Below are 14,563 nucleotides of genomic sequence, written 5' to 3'. Positions count from 1 at the left end.
AGAATTCCTTGTTTTCGTTTTTTCAATCCAGGAGATCCATCCCATGACCCAACGCGACATCTTCGTGGTCGGCACCGCCCGCACCGCCATCGGCACCTTCGGCGGCGCGCTCAAGGACGTGCCCAACACGCAACTGGCCACCACCGCCGTCAAGGCCGCCATCGAGCGCAGCGGCGTGGCCGCCGACGCCATCGGCCATGTGGTCATGGGCAACGTGATTCCCACCGACGTGAAGGACGCGTACCTGAGCCGCGTGGCCGCCATCGATGCGGGCTGCCCCATCGAGACGCCGGCCTTCAACGTGAACCGCCTGTGCGGCTCGGGCCTGCAGGCCATCGTGTCAGCGGCGCAAGCCATTGCACTGGGCGACTGCGACATCGCCATCGGCGGCGGCTCCGAATCGATGAGCCGCGGCCCGTACTTCGACACCTCGGCCCGCTACGGCGCGCGCATGGGCGACGCGGTGCTGGTCGACTACATGCTGGGCATCCTGCACGACCCGTGGGAGAAGATCCACATGGGCATCACGGCCGAGAACGTGGCCGCGCGCTACGGCATCACGCGCGAGCAGATGGACGAACTGGCCGTGACCAGCCAGCAGCGCGCCGCCGCCGCCATTGCTGCAGGCCGCTTCAAGGAGCAGATCGTTCCGGTCGAGGTGAAGACGCGCAAAGGCGTCGTGCTGTTCGACACCGACGAACACGTGCGCGCCGACACCACCGTCGACACGCTGTCGAAGATGAAGCCCGCGTTCAAGAAGGACGGCCTCGTGACCGCCGGCAACGCCTCGGGCATCAACGACGGCGCCGCCGCCGTGGTGTTGGCCGAAGGCGGCCGCGTGAAGGCGCTGGGCCTGAAGCCGCTGGCACGCCTCGTGGGCTATGCGCACGCCGGCGTCGAACCCGCGTACATGGGCATCGGCCCGGTGCCGGCCACGCGCAAGGTGCTGGAGCGCACGGGCCTGAAGGTCAGCGACTTCGATGTGATCGAGTCGAACGAAGCTTTTGCGGCGCAGGCCTGCGCCGTCATCAAGGAGCTGGGCTTCGACCCCGCCAAGGTGAACCCCAACGGCTCGGGCATCTCGCTGGGCCATCCGGTGGGCGCGACCGGCGCGATCATCACGACGAAGGCCATCGCCGAGCTGCACCGCACCGGCGGCCGCTATGCGCTCGTCACGATGTGCATCGGCGGCGGCCAAGGCATCGCCGCCGTGTTTGAACGCGTTTGAAGGCACACTCGCGGGCATGCTCCGCCCCCCACTCCTGATCGACCCCGACGAGGTCGAGATCAGCGCCATCCGTGCGCAGGGTGCGGGCGGGCAGAACGTCAACAAGGTGTCGAGCGCGGTGCACCTGCGCTACGACATCCATGCCAGCTCGCTGCCGGCCGATGTGAAGGAGCGGCTGCTCGCCCTGCGCGACAGCCGCATCACGCAGGAAGGCGTGTTCGTGCTCAAGGCGCAGCAGCACCGAACACAGGAGATGAACCGCGCCGACGCGCTCGCGCGGTTGCAGGCGGTGATCGACAGCGTGGCCACGCCGCCGCGCGTGCGGCGCGCCACCAAGCCCACCTACGGTTCGAAGCAGCGCCGGCTCGAAGGCAAGAGCCAGCGCTCGCAGATCAAGAGCCTGCGCGGGCGGGTGCAGGACTGACCGGCTTGTCGCCGCGCAGCCGCTTGATCTGCAGCGTCACGCCGACCACGTACAGCGCGCCGAGCACCGCGGTGATCGCCTTCAGCTCGGGCGCCTCGGCGTTCGGCAGCAGCGGCGCGCCCAGCGGCAGCCGCGTCAGCGTCTCCGTGAAGGCCGGAATCCAGTGGAAGAGAAAGCTCGCCGAATAGGCGACGGCCTCGATGTAGCGCGACTTGGCCCCGAGCCGTCCGTATCCCGCCAGCGCCCCGACGGCCAGCGCCACCAAAGTGATGATGCCCAGCGCATGGGGCTTGCCGAAACCGCCGTGCTGGAAGATGCCGAAGCCCGTGAGGCAGGTCAGCACCGTGGTCCAGACGAAGACCTGGCCCAGGCCGGTGCGCAGGGTGATTTCCTTGTAGCGCAGCAGGGCCCAGATGCCTGCGAACACGGCGATCAGGCTGATCGCGGTGTGAACCGTGCCGAGTGACGTCAATCCAAGCCATCCTGTGGGTGCCATGCGGATCTCCTCGTGGTCGTGGTGCGGCATTCTGGCGCGGCGCCCGCCTTTTTGCCATGTGTGCCCATTCGTTTCAGGGCAGGTCTTCCGGCCCGCCCCGAGCGCTGTGTCACCTTCGGCAAGCACAATCGGGGCCATGAGTGTTTTTGTTCGTCGCACGGGAATGGTGCTGCTGATGGCGGTCGCGGGCAGCCTGCTGTCCGCCTGCAGCCCGGACGCGGCCCAGGGGCAGGGCGCGGCCAGCGCGCCGGCCGCGCAGGAGATGGCCTGGGACGCGCTGGTGCCCAAGGAGTGGGACCCGACCCAGCGCTACCGCAACATCAGCCTCGAAGCGCTGCGCGACAACGACCCGCGCGCGATCCAGATGCTCGACGAGATGCGGGCCGTCTGGGACAACGCGCCGGTCAACGTCGCGCTCGACGGCAAGCCCGCCAGGCTCTCGGGTTTCGTCGTGCCGCTCGATGCCACACAAGACGGCATCCGCGAATTCCTGCTGGTGCCGTACTTCGGCGCCTGCATCCACACCCCGCCGCCGCCCGCCAACCAGATCGTCCACGTGATCGCGCCCGCGCCCGTGAAGGGACTGCACGCCATGGACACGGTGCGCGTGAGCGGCGCGCTACGCGTCGGCCGACATGGGCGTGAGCGGCTACGAGATCGCGTCGGCGGCGGTCGAGCGGGTGGCGGTCACGCAGGGGCCGTGAAGGCCGCCAGTTCGCCCAGGGCCGGTTCCAGCAACCGATAGCTCAGTCGCTCCGCAACCTGGAAGGCGCCGAGCCCTTCATAGAACGCGATGCCCCGCGCATTCGTCGCCTTCACCGGCCAGTCGATGCGGTGGCACCCCTGGGCGACGGCGCGCGCCGCCACCCAGGCCATGAGGGCGCGGCCCGCCCCGGCGCTGCGGTGGCCCGACTTCACGTAGAGCTCCTTGAGCTGGCAGTGCCTGCGCTGCTCCGGTGCGAAGTCGACCAGCGAGAAGACCCAGGTGATCGCGGCCAGCCCGACCACGGTGTGCGCGTCTGTCGAGGCCACCACGAGCTGGTGCGGCGAGCCGGGCGCCAGGAGATTGCCCAGCAGGTGTTCGCGCACCAGCTCGCGCGGCACGCGCGCGCCTTCGTTGTAGAAGGCGTGCAGTTCGGCCAGCAGCTCGATGAGCGAATCGTGTTGGGCTTCGGACACCAGATCGACATGCATGGCATTTCCTTGATCAGAATTTTCCCGAAAAAAGCGGCATTCCATCATCCGCGCCAACGCCCGCACCTGCAGGCCAGGTAGTTGCAATTAAGAACATTCTGATACGATCTTTTTTGCCACTGCAACGCACTGGGGCACGTGGCGACAACGGAAGACAACACCACCAAGAAGCCCGTTTCGGGAGGAGAAAAATCCATGTCGGTTCAAGTTGCGGCGCCTGTGCGTCAGCCTCGCGTGCGCCTGTCCGGCGCGTTCCTCGGTGCCGTGCTGGCACTCACCCTTGGCGGTTGTGCAAGCCACTATGTCGACGGGGCCCTCAAGGACATCGACGCAGTGACCTATGTCAAGCCCGCAACCCCGGCGCCGGTGCAGGTGCTGTTCGACTTCGAGACCAAGGGTGTGTCCAACAGCCGCGCGACCGAGGCCCTCAAGAAACAGGTGATATCGCAGGTCGAGGCCAGCGGCCTTTTCTCGACGGCGGGCGAGAAGCCGGTGCCCAACGGCGCGATGCTGGGTATCAAGATCAACAACGTGCCGGTGCAGGACGACGCGTTCAGCAAGGGCGTGGTGGCTGGCATGACCTTCGGCCTGGCAGGTTCGCAGGTGTCCGACGGCTACATCTGCACCGTGAACTACGTGATGCCGGGCAAGGCGCCCGTGGTCAAGGTCGTGCGCCATGCGATCCACACCACCGTGGGCGCCTCGGCGTCACCGGGCAATGCCACCAAGGCCAAGACCCTCGAGGATGCGGCCATCACCATGACGCGACAGATCGTGGGCAACGCGCTGAACGACCTGTCGCGCGACCCCGCATTCAACTGATTGCCGGCCGAACGTTCAACACCAACGAGAAACAGGAGAGTTCAATGATGTCGCTGCAAACTTGGCGCAAGTTTTCGCTGCTGGCCGGCGCCGGCGTTCTGGCACTGCTGACCGGCTGCGCGCAGGTCAAGCTCAGCCCGCCCACGGCCTCGATCGAGAACACGCAACTGGCCAGGTCGTCGATCACCGCGCCCGTCGCGGTGGCCGATTTCACGTCGTCGGCGCAGGCCAAGAGCGACGACAAAGGCTTGAGCATCCGGAGCAACACCTTCTTCTCGCCGTACGACAGCTCGTTCGCGAAGTACCTGCAGGAAGCGTTGAGCGTCGAGTTGCGTTCGGCCGGGCTGCTCGATCCCGCGAGCAAGACTGTGATCGGCGGTGAGCTCACGACGAGCACTGTCGACGCCGGTGCGTCGCAGGGCACCGGCGCGCTGGGCGCACGGTTCAAGGTCACCCGTGGCGGCACGGCCGTCTATGACAAGGAACTGGTCGAGAACGACAGCTGGCCGTCGTCCTTCGTGGGTGCGATCGCCATTCCGGACGCGGTCAATCACTATACGGCGCTGTACCGCAAGCTGGTGGCGCGCCTGTTGGCCGATGAAGCCTTCAAGGCTGCGGTGAAGCCGTAAGCGCACTTTTTCTGGGCGCGCAAAGCCCACTTGCCTTGCCGGCGAGTGGGCTTTTTCTTTTCTGGTCGGCAAGCCGAACGCACGCGCGCATCGGTCCGGACTTTTCACGACGATCTTGTTACTCCCCTGCAAAGCCCTCGTGCAACTAGATTGGCCGTCACGCCATCCGGCGTGCTCATCGATTCATGAGAGCCACTTCGAAAAGGACAAGAACCATGAACCCGGCCTACACCGGCGGTTGCGCGTGCGGCGCCATCCGCTACGAGATCTCAGGGGAACCCGTGTTCCAGAACGACTGCCAGTGCCTAGACTGCCAGCACAAGAGCGGCACGGGCCACGGCTCGTACCTCAGCTTCGCGGGCGCCGAGGTGAAGCAGACCGGCGCGGCCACGCTGTGGAGCCTCAAGGGCGACAGCGGCAACATGAAGACGCGCGCGTTCTGCCCGACCTGCGGCTCGCCCGTGTACATGACCTTCGCGGCGATGCCCGGCGTCTTCACCGTGCACGCCGCCAGCCTGGACGACCCGGGGCGCTACCGGCCGCAGGCGGTCACGTACGCGGTGCGCGGGCACGCCTGGGACTTCCTCGATCCGGCGCTGCCGAAGTTCGAACGGATGCCGCCGGGCTGAACTCAGCCCATGCGCTGCGACAGGAAATCGAGGAACGAGGTGATGCGCGCCGACAGCTGCGTGTTGCGGTAATACACCGCGTTGACGGGCTGGCGCACGTCGACCGTGTCCTTGGGCAGCACCTGCACCAGCGCGCCGCTGGCGCGGTCGGTGGCGGTCATGAAGTCCGACAGGCAGACGATACCCACGCCGGCCAGCGCGAGCTGGCGCAGCGTCTCGCCGCTGGACGCGACGACGGTGGGCGCGATGGTCCATTCGTCGCCGTGCACGCCGCGCAGCGGCCAGCGGTTGAGCGACTCGGGCTGCGTGAAGCCCAGCAGCGCGTGGCCGGCCAGCTCGTCGACCTTGCGCGGCTTGCCGTGGGCCTCGAGGTAGGCGGGACTCGCGAGCACGCGCAGCCGGTGCGTGCCGAGCGGGCGCGCGTGCAGCGTGGAATCGCGCAGCGGGCCGATGCGGATCGCCACGTCGGTGCGCCGCTCCAGCAGGTCGATGGGCAGGTCGTCGGTGTCGAGCTCCAGGCTGATCTGCGGATAGAGCCGTCGGAACTCCGGCACCAGCGGCACGATGGCGTGCAGCATGAAGGGCGAGGCCGCGTTCACGCGCAGCCGGCCGGCCGGCTGCTGGCGGCGCGCGGCCATGTGTTCCTCGGCGTCGTCGATCGCATCGAGGATGGCGCGCGTGCGCTGCAAAAAGGCGGCGCCTTCCTCGGTGAGCTCGAGCCGCCGCGTGGTACGCCGCATCAGCGTGGTGCCGAGCTTCTGTTCGAGCCGGCTCAGCGCACGGCTGATGCCCGACACGGTCTGGCCCAGCTGGTCGGCCGCGGCGGTGATCGAGCCGGTGTCCACCACGGCGCGGAAGGCGACCAGTTCTTCGATGGTGGTTTTCATGGCGCCCGTGTGGGGGAAGAGGCGCGCGCGGTCAGGCCGCGGCTTCGGCCTCTTCGGGCATGTCGATGCGCGGCATCAGCGCGGCCAGCGCCTCGGCGTCGGTGCGGTAGCTGAAGAGCATCGGCCCCGGCGCGAGCAGGCCGGCGCGTTCGAGCACCTGCATGGCCGGCAGCTTCATGCCGCTCAGGTGCAGGCGCACGCCCTTGGATTCCATCATCCGGCGGATCGAGCCGAACACCTCGGCACCGGTGATGTCGATGCGGTTGATCGGCTGCGCGAACAGGCACACGTCGGTCAGGTCGGGGCGCTCGGCCAGTGCGACCGTGAGCGCGCGCTCCAGCGTGGAGGCGGAGGCGAAGTCGAGCTCGGCGTCCATGCGCACCGCATACAGCTGCGGCGCGAGCGGCGGCAGCTTCCACAGGTGGCGGTCGCGCAGGCTGCCGTCGGGATGCAGGCCCACTTCGATGATGCGCGGGTGCAGGTGGCGGTACATGTAGTGCGCCAGGCTGGCGAGCAGGCCGCCCAGCACGCCCCAGTAGATGCTCGGCGCGGTGGCGATGGTGAGCACGAAGGTGCCGAAGGCGATGCCGGCCTCCAACTTCGAGATGCGCCACAGCGCCGTGAAGCTCGACGGCTTCACCAGCCCGAGGATGGCCGTGACCACCACCGCCGCCAGCACCGCCTGCGGCACGTGGTACAGCAGCGGCATGAGCCACAGCAGCGCACCGGCCACCACGGCCACGCTGAACAGCGTCGCCCAGCCGGTCTGCGCGCCCGCGTAGAGCGTGATGGCCGAGCGCGAGAACGACGAGCTGGTGGGGAACGACCCCGTGAAGCCCGAGGCCAGCTTGGCCAGACCTTGGCCGATCAGGTCCTGGTTTTCGTTCCACAGCGTGCCGGCGCGGCCGTTATCGACCTTGGCGCTCGACGCGGTCTCCAGAAAGCTCACCAGCGTGATCATCAGCGCGGGCAGCACCAGCGCGCTGAAGGTGTGCGCCGGCAGCAGGCCGGGCCAGTAGAACGAGGGCAGGCCCGAGGGCAGGGCGCCCACCACGGCGCCGCCGCGCAGCGCGTAGTTGATGCTCCAGCTGATGGCGGCCGCACCGGCCACCAGCGCCATCGTGGTCGGGAAGCGCGGCACCCAGCGCTTGCCCAGCCACAGCACCGCGATGCTGCCCAGGCCGAAGGCGATGGCCGTGAGGTCGGGCAGCGGTCCGCCTTGCAGCACCTGCGGAATGGTGCGGCCCGTGAAGCCCAGCAGCGCGGGCAGTTGCGAGATCGCGATCAGCACCGCCGCGCCCTGCGTGAAGCCGATCAGCACTGGCGAGTTGACCAGCCGCAGCAGCCAGCCGAAGCGACCGGCGCCGAGCACGATCTGGATCGCGCCCGACATCAGCGTGAGCCACACCGCCATCGCCACCCATTCGTCGCTGCCCGCCACCGCCAGCGGCGCGAGCGACGCGCCGACCAGCAGGCTGGTGAGCGCGGTCGGCCCGACCGACAGCCGCTGCGACGAGCTGAACATCACGGCGATGAGCGCCGGGAACAGCGCCGCATACACGCCCGTGACCAGCGGCATGCCGGCCAGCGCCGCATAGGCCACGCCCTGCGGCAGCACCATCAGCGCGACGGTGATGCCGGCCATGGCCTCGTTGCGCAGCAGCGCGGCGGAAGGTCGGGGCCAGCCGAGGCAGGGAACCCAGCGTGCAAGGCGCTGGCGAAGAGACGGTGCGGGGGAAGAGGAAGGGGAAGCCGGATTCATGAAGCGGGGCGCGCGCACGGCGGGCACGCCGCGCGCGGAGAGCGGGAGAGAGAGAAAGAGCCTAGATCAGGGAGGTCGCGTTCTTCAGGACGTAGTCGCAGGCCTTTTCCTTGACCTTCGACGACAGCCCCTTGAGGTTGAGCGACTTGCCGTCGCCGCCCTTGAGCAGGCCCTTGGCACCGCTCGCGAAGTCGTTTTCCTGTTTCTTCTGGCCGGTGATCTTGGCCAGCAGCTTGTCCTTGACGGAGGCGGCATCGCCGCCGAGGTAGTTGTTCTTGACGCAGTACTCGAGCACGCCGGCCGCGCTGCCGACGGTGCTGGAGCCGATGGCGGGCATCTTGAAGCCGCCGAGGCTGAGGTTGCTGAGCGCGGAGCCGCCTGCGCCACTGTTGCTGCTGCCCTGCGAGTTGACCGCCGCGCCGGCCTGTTCTTTCAGCTGGTCGAGCAGGTTGTTGGCCTGCACCGAGGCGCCTGCGGCGAGCAGGGCAAGGGCGACGAATGTGGAGCGAGCGTGCATGGTGGCCTCCTTGGATGGACATGGGGGGAGAAGCGCCCACCAGCATACCGGAGAGCCCGGAATGTCTCTATCGCGCGGGGCACAGCGCCACGGGGTGCGCACGGCCCGCAAAAGCACGCAGTTCAGCCCCGGCGGAACAGCAGCACGGAGTTCGTGCCGCCGAAGGCGAAAGAGTTGCTGATGGCGGCCTCGAGCCCGGGGGCGGCGCTGTCGCCGGGGGCGACGAGGTTCATCCGGCAGTCGGGGTCGACCTCATGGCAGTTCGCGTTGGGCGGCAGCTCGCGCCGGTGCAGCGCGAGCACCGTGATGAGCGCCTCGATGGCCCCGGCCGCGCCCAGCATGTGGCCGTGCAGCGCCTTGGTCGAGCTGACGCGCAGGGCATCGAAATCGGCGCCCCAGACCTCGGCCAGCGCGTTGCGCTCGACCACGTCGCCGATGCGCGTGGCCGTGCCGTGGGCGTTGCAGTAGCCCACGTCGCGCGGCTGCAGGCCGGCCTGGCGCAGCGCGGCGCGCAGGGCGCGGGCCTGGCCCGGTGCGTCGGGCTTGGTGAGGTGGGTGGCGTCGCTGCTCAGGCCCCAGCCGGCCAGCGTGGCGTAGCGGCGGGCGCCGCGCGCGCGGACGCGTTCGGCCGATTCGAGAACGAGGAAGGCCGAGCCTTCGCCCAGTGCGAAGCCGCTGCGGTCGGTGGCAAAGGGGCGCACCGCGCCGGCCGCTTCGCCGGGCTGGAAGCCGGCCAGCGTCTGCATGGCCTGCCAGGCCAGCACCACGCCCGGGACGATCAGCGCTTCGCTGCCGCCCGCGATGGCGATGTCGACCTCGCCGCGCTGCACCGCCTTGGCGGCCTCGGCGATGGCCACCGACGACGAGGCGCAGGCGACCGAGTAGGTGAGCACCGGGCCCAGCACGCCGTTGCGCATCGCCACGTGGGCGGCCGGCGCGTTGGGCATGAAGGCGGGAATGGTGAGCGGCGAGACGCGCCCGTTGCCGCGGTAGGCGGCTTCGAGCGCGGCGGCGCCGCCCATGCCGCAGCCGGCGTAGACGCCGACGCGCTCGGCATCGACGCCGGCATCACTCAGGGTCAGGCCCGCGTCGCGCAGGGCGAGGTCGGCGGCGGCCACGGCCAGCTGGCTCACGCGGTCGACGCCCGCGAGCTGCAGCTTGGTGAACCAGCGCGTCTCGTCGAAGGCGACCGTGGCGGCGGCGGCGGGTTTGGGGAGTTCGGGGAAAACCGGGGCGATGGCCGAGCGGCCCTGCAGCAGTGCGTCGAACAGCGCGTCGGGCGCGTCGCCATGCGGCGCCATGACGCCCAGCCCGGTGACGGCGACTTCGTGCGTGCTCACGCTGTCTTGGCGGCCCGGACCTTGTCGACCAGCTGCGCGAGCTCGGCCAGGGTGTCGATGCTCGCGTCGTCGTCGGGCATGGTGATGCCGAAATGGTCTTCGATGGCGAACAGGAATTCGGCCAGTGCCAGCGAATCGAGTCCGCCGGTTTCACGCATCGAGGCGTGGGGGTCGAGCTTGGACGGTTCGATGCCGTACTTCTCGTGGATCAGGTCCTGCAATTCCTTCAGCGAACTCATCTGCGATGCCTGTCGTCTTGTGCCGCCGTTGATCGATGGGCTGCCTGTCCCTTGCGGGTGGCGGGCCACGGGGTCGATCCCTTCCTCGTTCGGCCTGTGTTGATGATCAATGGTGATTGATGATATCCGCTTCGACCTTAGGGAAATCCTCGGGGCGGCCCCGGATCAACGGGGGCCGGGGCGCCAGCGCAACGAGGGCAGCGCAAAGGCCAGCCCGAGCAGCGCGCCGGCCACCGCGTCGAGCACCACATGCTGCTTGACCGCCAGCGTGGAATAGGCAATGGCTGCAAACCAGGCCCAGTTGATCGCCTGCAACAGCCACGGCGTGCGCGCCGCGCGCAGCACGTCGGCCAGGCGCACGGCGGTGAAGATGGCGACCGCCACGTGCATCGAGGGGCAGGCGTTGCCCGCCGCGTCCACGCCCTGCAGCATCGCGAAGCCGGGGTAGCCCGAGACGTCGATGTCCAGCGGCGGGATCTGCGTCGGCCAGAAGTAGAAGAGGCCCAGGCCGCTCAGGCACAGCGCGCCGATCCACAGCCCGTAGACCACCAGCTCGCGAAACGTGAGCTGCAGCCCCGGCGCAAAGCCCACGTACACCCACAGCGACAGGTAGGCGCCGAGCGTGTAGGGCTGGAACGGGATCAGGTGGTCCAGCGCCGTCAGCGGCATCACCGTGACCGGAAAGGCCGGGTTGCGCAGCAGGTGGAAGTAGCCGATGAAGAACAGCCAGGTGAAGGCCGTGGTGCCGACCGCCTTCAGCAGGAAATGGCGGCGGATGCGCAGCCAGATGTCGGCGGTCCACGTTGCAGGCCTGGCCTCGGCCGCGATGTGCAGGGGGATCGGTGAGTGCATGGTGTCGGTGTCGGTCGCCGATCTTGCCAGAGCACCCTGGCGTGCCCGGTCCATGCCCTGCGGCATCAAAGGGTGGCCGGTCGCTTGCGGTGCTGGAACGAGGTGGGCGAGCGCCCGGTGGCCACCTTGAACATGGCGCAGAAGGCGCTGTCGGTGGCGTAGCCGCTGGCCGACGCCACCTGGCTCACGGCCATGCCGCGCGCCAGCAGCGGCAGCGCGTGCGCCATCACGGCCTGCTGGCGCCATTGCTGCCAGCTCATGCCGAGCTGGTCGCGGAACAGCCGCGCCACCGTGCGCTCGCTGGCGCCGATGGCGGCGGCGCGCTCGGCCAGCGTGGCGCGGTCGGCCGGGTTGCGCAGCAGCGTCTCGCACAGCTGGCGCAGGCGCTTGTCGGAGGGCAGCGGCACGTCGATGCGGATCTGCGTGGCGCGCTCGACCTCGTCGACCAGCAGCGGCGCGATCATGCGTTCGCGCTGCGGCGCATGCGGGTCGGCCGGGGGCAGGCCGTCGGGCGTGGTGTCGAGCGCGAGCATGAGGGCGCGCAGCAGCGGGCTGATCTCGAGCACCTCGCACTTCTCCCAGGTGGGCGCGATCCAGGCGTGCAGGTAGACGGTGCGCAGCTCGGCGTCTTCGATCAGCGTGATGCTGTGCGGCATGTTGGCCGGCACCCACAGCGCGCGCGAGGGCGGCACGATGTAGCTGCCATCTTGCGTGCTCAGGCGGATCACGCCGCGCGTCGAGAACGTGAGCTGCGGCCACGGGTGCTCGTGCAGCTCGACCAGCGTGTCGGCGCTCAGGAAATGTTCCTTGGCGCGCAGCGGGCGCACCGCGTCGGGGGCGTACAGGTGCGGCGTGAGCGGGCCCACGCTGTTGGTCGGCGCGGTGGGCGTTCCGCGTGCCTTGGCGGGCTCGGGGGCGGGCGGAGCGTGGGGGGGAACGGCGCTTGGCATGGTTTCGACAAATGTTGTCGCTGTATCGCCATTCTGCCGCGTCGGTGCCGCATAGCATCGGTGCCCGCACCGGTTTTTTGTAGCAATCCATGTCATCCACTTCCTCGACAGCCGTTCCCGCCACCACTTTGCGCACCGACGCCCAACTGATCGGGCTGGTCGGCCTGGCGCATGCGGTGAGCCACTTCAGCCAGCTGATCCTGGCGCCGCTGTTTCCCTGGCTGAAGGACGCGTTCAACGTGAGCTACACCGAGCTGGGCGCGGTGCTCACGGTGTTCTTCGTGGTCTCGTGCATCGTGCAGGCGGCCTCGGGCTTCATCGTCGACAAGCTGGGCCCACGCCCGGTGCTGTTCGTCGGGCTGGGCGCGCTGGGGCTCGCGGCCTTCGGCTATGCCATGGCGCAGAGCTACTGGATGCTGCTGGCCTGCGCCGTGGTCGGCGGCATCGGCAACGGCGTGTTCCACCCGGTCGACTACACGCTGTTCAACCGCAAGGTCGCGCCCACGCGCCTGGGCCATGCCTACAGCGTGCACGGCATCACCGGCAGCCTGGGCTGGGCGCTGGCACCGGCCTTCGTGGTGCCGATCGCCATCGCCTTCTCGTGGCGCGTGGCGCTGGCTTCGGCCGGGGTGGTGGCCATCGTGGTGCTGCTGATCCTGTGGATCTACCGCAGCGTGCTGGCGCTCGATGCTGCGGCCGTGCACAAGGCCACGGGGCAGGGCGAGCCCGCGCCGGTGGGCGGCGAGTTCGACTTCCTGCGCATCCCGGCCGTGTGGATGTGCTTCGGCTTCTTCTTTTTCTACGCCGCCGTGATCAGCGTGGTGCAGACCTTCGCGCCCGTGGCGGCTGGCCACCTGCACGCCGTGCCGGTGGCGCTGGTGGCGGTGTGCCTCACGGTCTACATGGTGGCGAGCGCGGCGGGCATGGTGGTGGGCGGCTTCCTGGCCTCCGACCCCTCGCGCTGCGAGCGCATCGTGGGCGCGGGCTTCGGCGTGGCGGCGGCGCTGGCGCTGGTGCTGGCCTTTGCGCAGTTTCCGCCGGTGATGGTGCCGGTGCTGTTCGGCGCGATGGGTTTCGTCTCGGGCGTTGCCGGGCCGTCGCGCGACCTGCTGGTGAAGAAGTCGACGCCGCCCAATGCGACGGGGCGCGTCTACGGCGTGGTGTACGCGGGCCTGGACATCGGGCAGGCCGTGGCGCCGCTGGTGTTCGGTCGCCTGATGGACGCCGGTCAGTACACGAGCGTGATTGTCGGGTTGGCGCTGGTGCAGGGCGTGCTCATCGCCAGTGCCTTCAATGTGCGGCGCGTGCGTCGCACGGCGCTGGTGCCTGCGTCGGCGTAAGCCACTTGGGCGCTGGGGGCGGCCCCTATCATCGGCCGCATGCAAGCCTTGTATGTCTATGTGATCGTCGGCGCTGTGCTGGCGGGGTTCGTGCAGGGCCTGTCGGGCTTTGCCTTCGGCATGGTCGCGATGTCTGTGTGGGCTTGGACGCTGGAGCCGCAACTGGCCGCCGTGCTCGCGCTGTTCGGCGCCCTCACGGGGCAGGTGATTGCGGCGCTCACGGTGCGGCGGACTTTCGACAAACGCATCCTCTGGCCCTTCGTGCTCGGCGGCCTGGTCGGCGTGCCGTTCGGTGTCTGGCTGCTGCCGCACCTGGACATCGTGCTGTTCAAGGTGTGCCTGGGCACGCTGCTGGTGCTGTGGTGCCCGGCCATGCTGATGTCGCAGCACTTGCCGAAGATCACTTTTGGCGGTCGCGCGGCGGACGGCGTTGCGGGTGCCATCGGCGGTGTGATGGCGGGCATCGGCGGCTTCTCGGGTGTCGTGCCTACGTTGTGGTGCACGCTGCGCGGTTTCCAGCGTGATACGCAGCGTGCTGTGATCCAGAACTTCAACCTGTCGATGCTGGCTGTGGCGTTTGCGGTGCATGTGGCTAGCGGGAGCATCGGGCGGTCGGTTTTGCCGTTGCTGGTGTTGGTCGCTGCGGCTGTTGCGGTGCCGGTGTTGTTGGGGGCGCGGTTGTATATCGGGATCAGTGAAGCGGCGTTTCGCAAGATCGTGTTGAGCTTGTTGACGTTGTCTGGGGTTGCTATGTTGGCTTCGGCTTTGCCTGCCTTGCTGGCTCGCTGAACTTGGCGCGTGGGTTTGCTTTCCGGGGCCGGGAGTTCCGCCCGGCGGCGGACTCACTTTCTTTTGCTTCGCCAAAAGAAAGTAAGCAAAGAAAAGGCGACCCCACTGTCTGCGACCCTTCGCTTCGCTGCGGGCAACCTGCGGTGCTCGCGTTTCGCGGGGTCTCGCAGAACTCGCTTCGCTCAAACAGCTGCGAGCCCTGATCCGCGAAATGCTGCGCTCCTCGGCGCAGCCAGAGGGGCTTGGACACCGGGCGGGCCGTCGCTTCGCTCGGCCCGGGAATTTCCAACAGCCGAATCCCGTGCCCGTACCCGCGCTTGCGCTTGCAACCACACGCGCTGCGCACGCACCGCCACCAATCCCAGCCGCAGCAGGCGCAAAGCGCCTGCTGCGGCCCACTGGCCGAGCGAAGCGATGGCCCGTAGGTATCCCAACCCCTTCTGTATGCGCCGAGGAGCGCAGCGT

17 protein-coding genes are annotated in these 14,563 nt (G+C 68.7%); 8 read left to right on the top strand and 9 right to left on the bottom strand.

Annotated features, from left to right (window positions below; all coding sequences use genetic code 11):
• Positions 1–43: 43 nt before the first annotated feature.
• On the top strand, positions 44–1,228 hold the full coding sequence (locus tag VBO01S_RS08355; RefSeq protein ID WP_062472956.1) for an acetyl-CoA C-acyltransferase family protein: 1,185 nt from the start codon (positions 44–46) through the stop codon (positions 1,226–1,228).
• Between the two features lie 16 nt (positions 1,229–1,244).
• The gene (gene arfB, locus VBO01S_RS08350) at positions 1,245–1,652 is read left to right on the top strand and encodes an alternative ribosome rescue aminoacyl-tRNA hydrolase ArfB (protein ID WP_062472954.1); all 408 of its coding nucleotides are present in this window, start codon (positions 1,245–1,247) and stop codon (positions 1,650–1,652) included.
• Here arfB and VBO01S_RS08345 read toward each other — a convergent pair.
• Entirely contained in the window at positions 1,621–2,148 is a 528-nt protein-coding gene (locus VBO01S_RS08345) for a DUF2306 domain-containing protein (protein WP_062473063.1), read from the bottom strand. The genes arfB and VBO01S_RS08345 overlap by 32 nt on opposite strands.
• Before the next feature lie 136 nt (positions 2,149–2,284).
• Between VBO01S_RS08345 and VBO01S_RS08340 the strand changes: the two genes are divergently transcribed.
• Positions 2,285–2,893: a DUF3299 domain-containing protein gene (locus tag VBO01S_RS08340; protein WP_255221080.1), complete on the top strand. Its 609-nt coding sequence runs from the start codon at positions 2,285–2,287 to the stop codon at positions 2,891–2,893.
• Here VBO01S_RS08340 and VBO01S_RS08335 read toward each other — a convergent pair.
• Positions 2,836–3,342 (bottom strand): GNAT family N-acetyltransferase, encoded by a 507-nt coding sequence (locus VBO01S_RS08335; RefSeq protein WP_062472952.1) that lies wholly within the window; start codon positions 3,340–3,342, stop codon positions 2,836–2,838. The two genes, VBO01S_RS08340 and VBO01S_RS08335, sit on opposite strands and share 58 nt — an antisense overlap.
• A 195-nt stretch (positions 3,343–3,537) precedes the next feature.
• Between VBO01S_RS08335 and VBO01S_RS08330 the strand changes: the two genes are divergently transcribed.
• The 3 genes from VBO01S_RS08330 (at position 3,538) to VBO01S_RS08320 (ending at position 5,422) form a co-directional block, all read left to right on the top strand.
• Positions 3,538–4,164 (top strand): hypothetical protein, encoded by a 627-nt coding sequence (locus VBO01S_RS08330; RefSeq protein ID WP_062472950.1) that lies wholly within the window; start codon positions 3,538–3,540, stop codon positions 4,162–4,164.
• Between the two features lie 47 nt (positions 4,165–4,211).
• Positions 4,212–4,793: a hypothetical protein gene (locus VBO01S_RS08325; protein ID WP_062473061.1), complete on the top strand. Its 582-nt coding sequence runs from the start codon at positions 4,212–4,214 to the stop codon at positions 4,791–4,793.
• A 215-nt stretch (positions 4,794–5,008) separates the two neighbouring features.
• Positions 5,009–5,422, top strand: coding sequence for a GFA family protein (locus tag VBO01S_RS08320; protein ID WP_062472948.1), 414 nt, complete (start codon positions 5,009–5,011; stop codon positions 5,420–5,422).
• A gap of 2 nt (positions 5,423–5,424) precedes the next feature.
• Here the strand turns inward: VBO01S_RS08320 and VBO01S_RS08315 are convergent, their stop codons facing one another.
• From VBO01S_RS08315 to VBO01S_RS08285, 7 genes are all read right to left on the bottom strand, one after another.
• The gene (locus VBO01S_RS08315) at positions 5,425–6,309 is read right to left on the bottom strand and encodes a LysR family transcriptional regulator (protein ID WP_062472947.1); all 885 of its coding nucleotides are present in this window, start codon (positions 6,307–6,309) and stop codon (positions 5,425–5,427) included.
• A 31-nt stretch (positions 6,310–6,340) separates the two neighbouring features.
• Positions 6,341–8,071 (bottom strand): SulP family inorganic anion transporter, encoded by a 1,731-nt coding sequence (locus tag VBO01S_RS08310; RefSeq protein ID WP_062473056.1) that lies wholly within the window; start codon positions 8,069–8,071, stop codon positions 6,341–6,343.
• 61 nt (positions 8,072–8,132) lie between these two features.
• Entirely contained in the window at positions 8,133–8,588 is a 456-nt protein-coding gene (locus VBO01S_RS08305) for a DUF2501 domain-containing protein (protein WP_062472945.1), read from the bottom strand.
• A gap of 122 nt (positions 8,589–8,710) precedes the next feature.
• On the bottom strand, positions 8,711–9,928 hold the full coding sequence (locus tag VBO01S_RS08300; protein WP_082818041.1) for a beta-ketoacyl-[acyl-carrier-protein] synthase family protein: 1,218 nt from the start codon (positions 9,926–9,928) through the stop codon (positions 8,711–8,713).
• A complete protein-coding gene (locus VBO01S_RS08295) occupies positions 9,925–10,167 on the bottom strand; it encodes an acyl carrier protein (protein ID WP_062472943.1) in 243 nt (80 codons plus the stop codon). The genes VBO01S_RS08300 and VBO01S_RS08295 overlap by 4 nt, the downstream gene beginning before the upstream one ends.
• 165 nt (positions 10,168–10,332) lie before the next feature.
• Positions 10,333–11,019: a phosphatase PAP2 family protein gene (locus VBO01S_RS08290; RefSeq protein ID WP_062473052.1), complete on the bottom strand. Its 687-nt coding sequence runs from the start codon at positions 11,017–11,019 to the stop codon at positions 10,333–10,335.
• 65 nt (positions 11,020–11,084) lie between these two features.
• Positions 11,085–11,969, bottom strand: coding sequence for an AraC family transcriptional regulator (locus VBO01S_RS08285; RefSeq protein ID WP_255221079.1), 885 nt, complete (start codon positions 11,967–11,969; stop codon positions 11,085–11,087).
• An 89-nt stretch (positions 11,970–12,058) separates the two neighbouring features.
• On the opposite strand from VBO01S_RS08285, the gene VBO01S_RS08280 reads away from it, so the two are divergent.
• Together VBO01S_RS08280 and VBO01S_RS08275 are read left to right on the top strand one after the other, a co-directional pair.
• Positions 12,059–13,309, top strand: coding sequence for an MFS transporter (locus VBO01S_RS08280; RefSeq protein WP_062472939.1), 1,251 nt, complete (start codon positions 12,059–12,061; stop codon positions 13,307–13,309).
• A 39-nt stretch (positions 13,310–13,348) separates the two neighbouring features.
• Entirely contained in the window at positions 13,349–14,098 is a 750-nt protein-coding gene (locus VBO01S_RS08275; RefSeq protein WP_062472938.1) for a sulfite exporter TauE/SafE family protein, read from the top strand.
• Positions 14,099–14,563: the final 465 nt, after the last annotated feature.

It is taken from the genome of Variovorax boronicumulans NBRC 103145 (assembly GCF_001591345.1).
In the GTDB taxonomy this organism is placed as follows: domain Bacteria; phylum Pseudomonadota; class Gammaproteobacteria; order Burkholderiales; family Burkholderiaceae_C; genus Variovorax; species Variovorax boronicumulans.
This window is presented reverse-complemented; position numbering and strand designations above follow the sequence as displayed.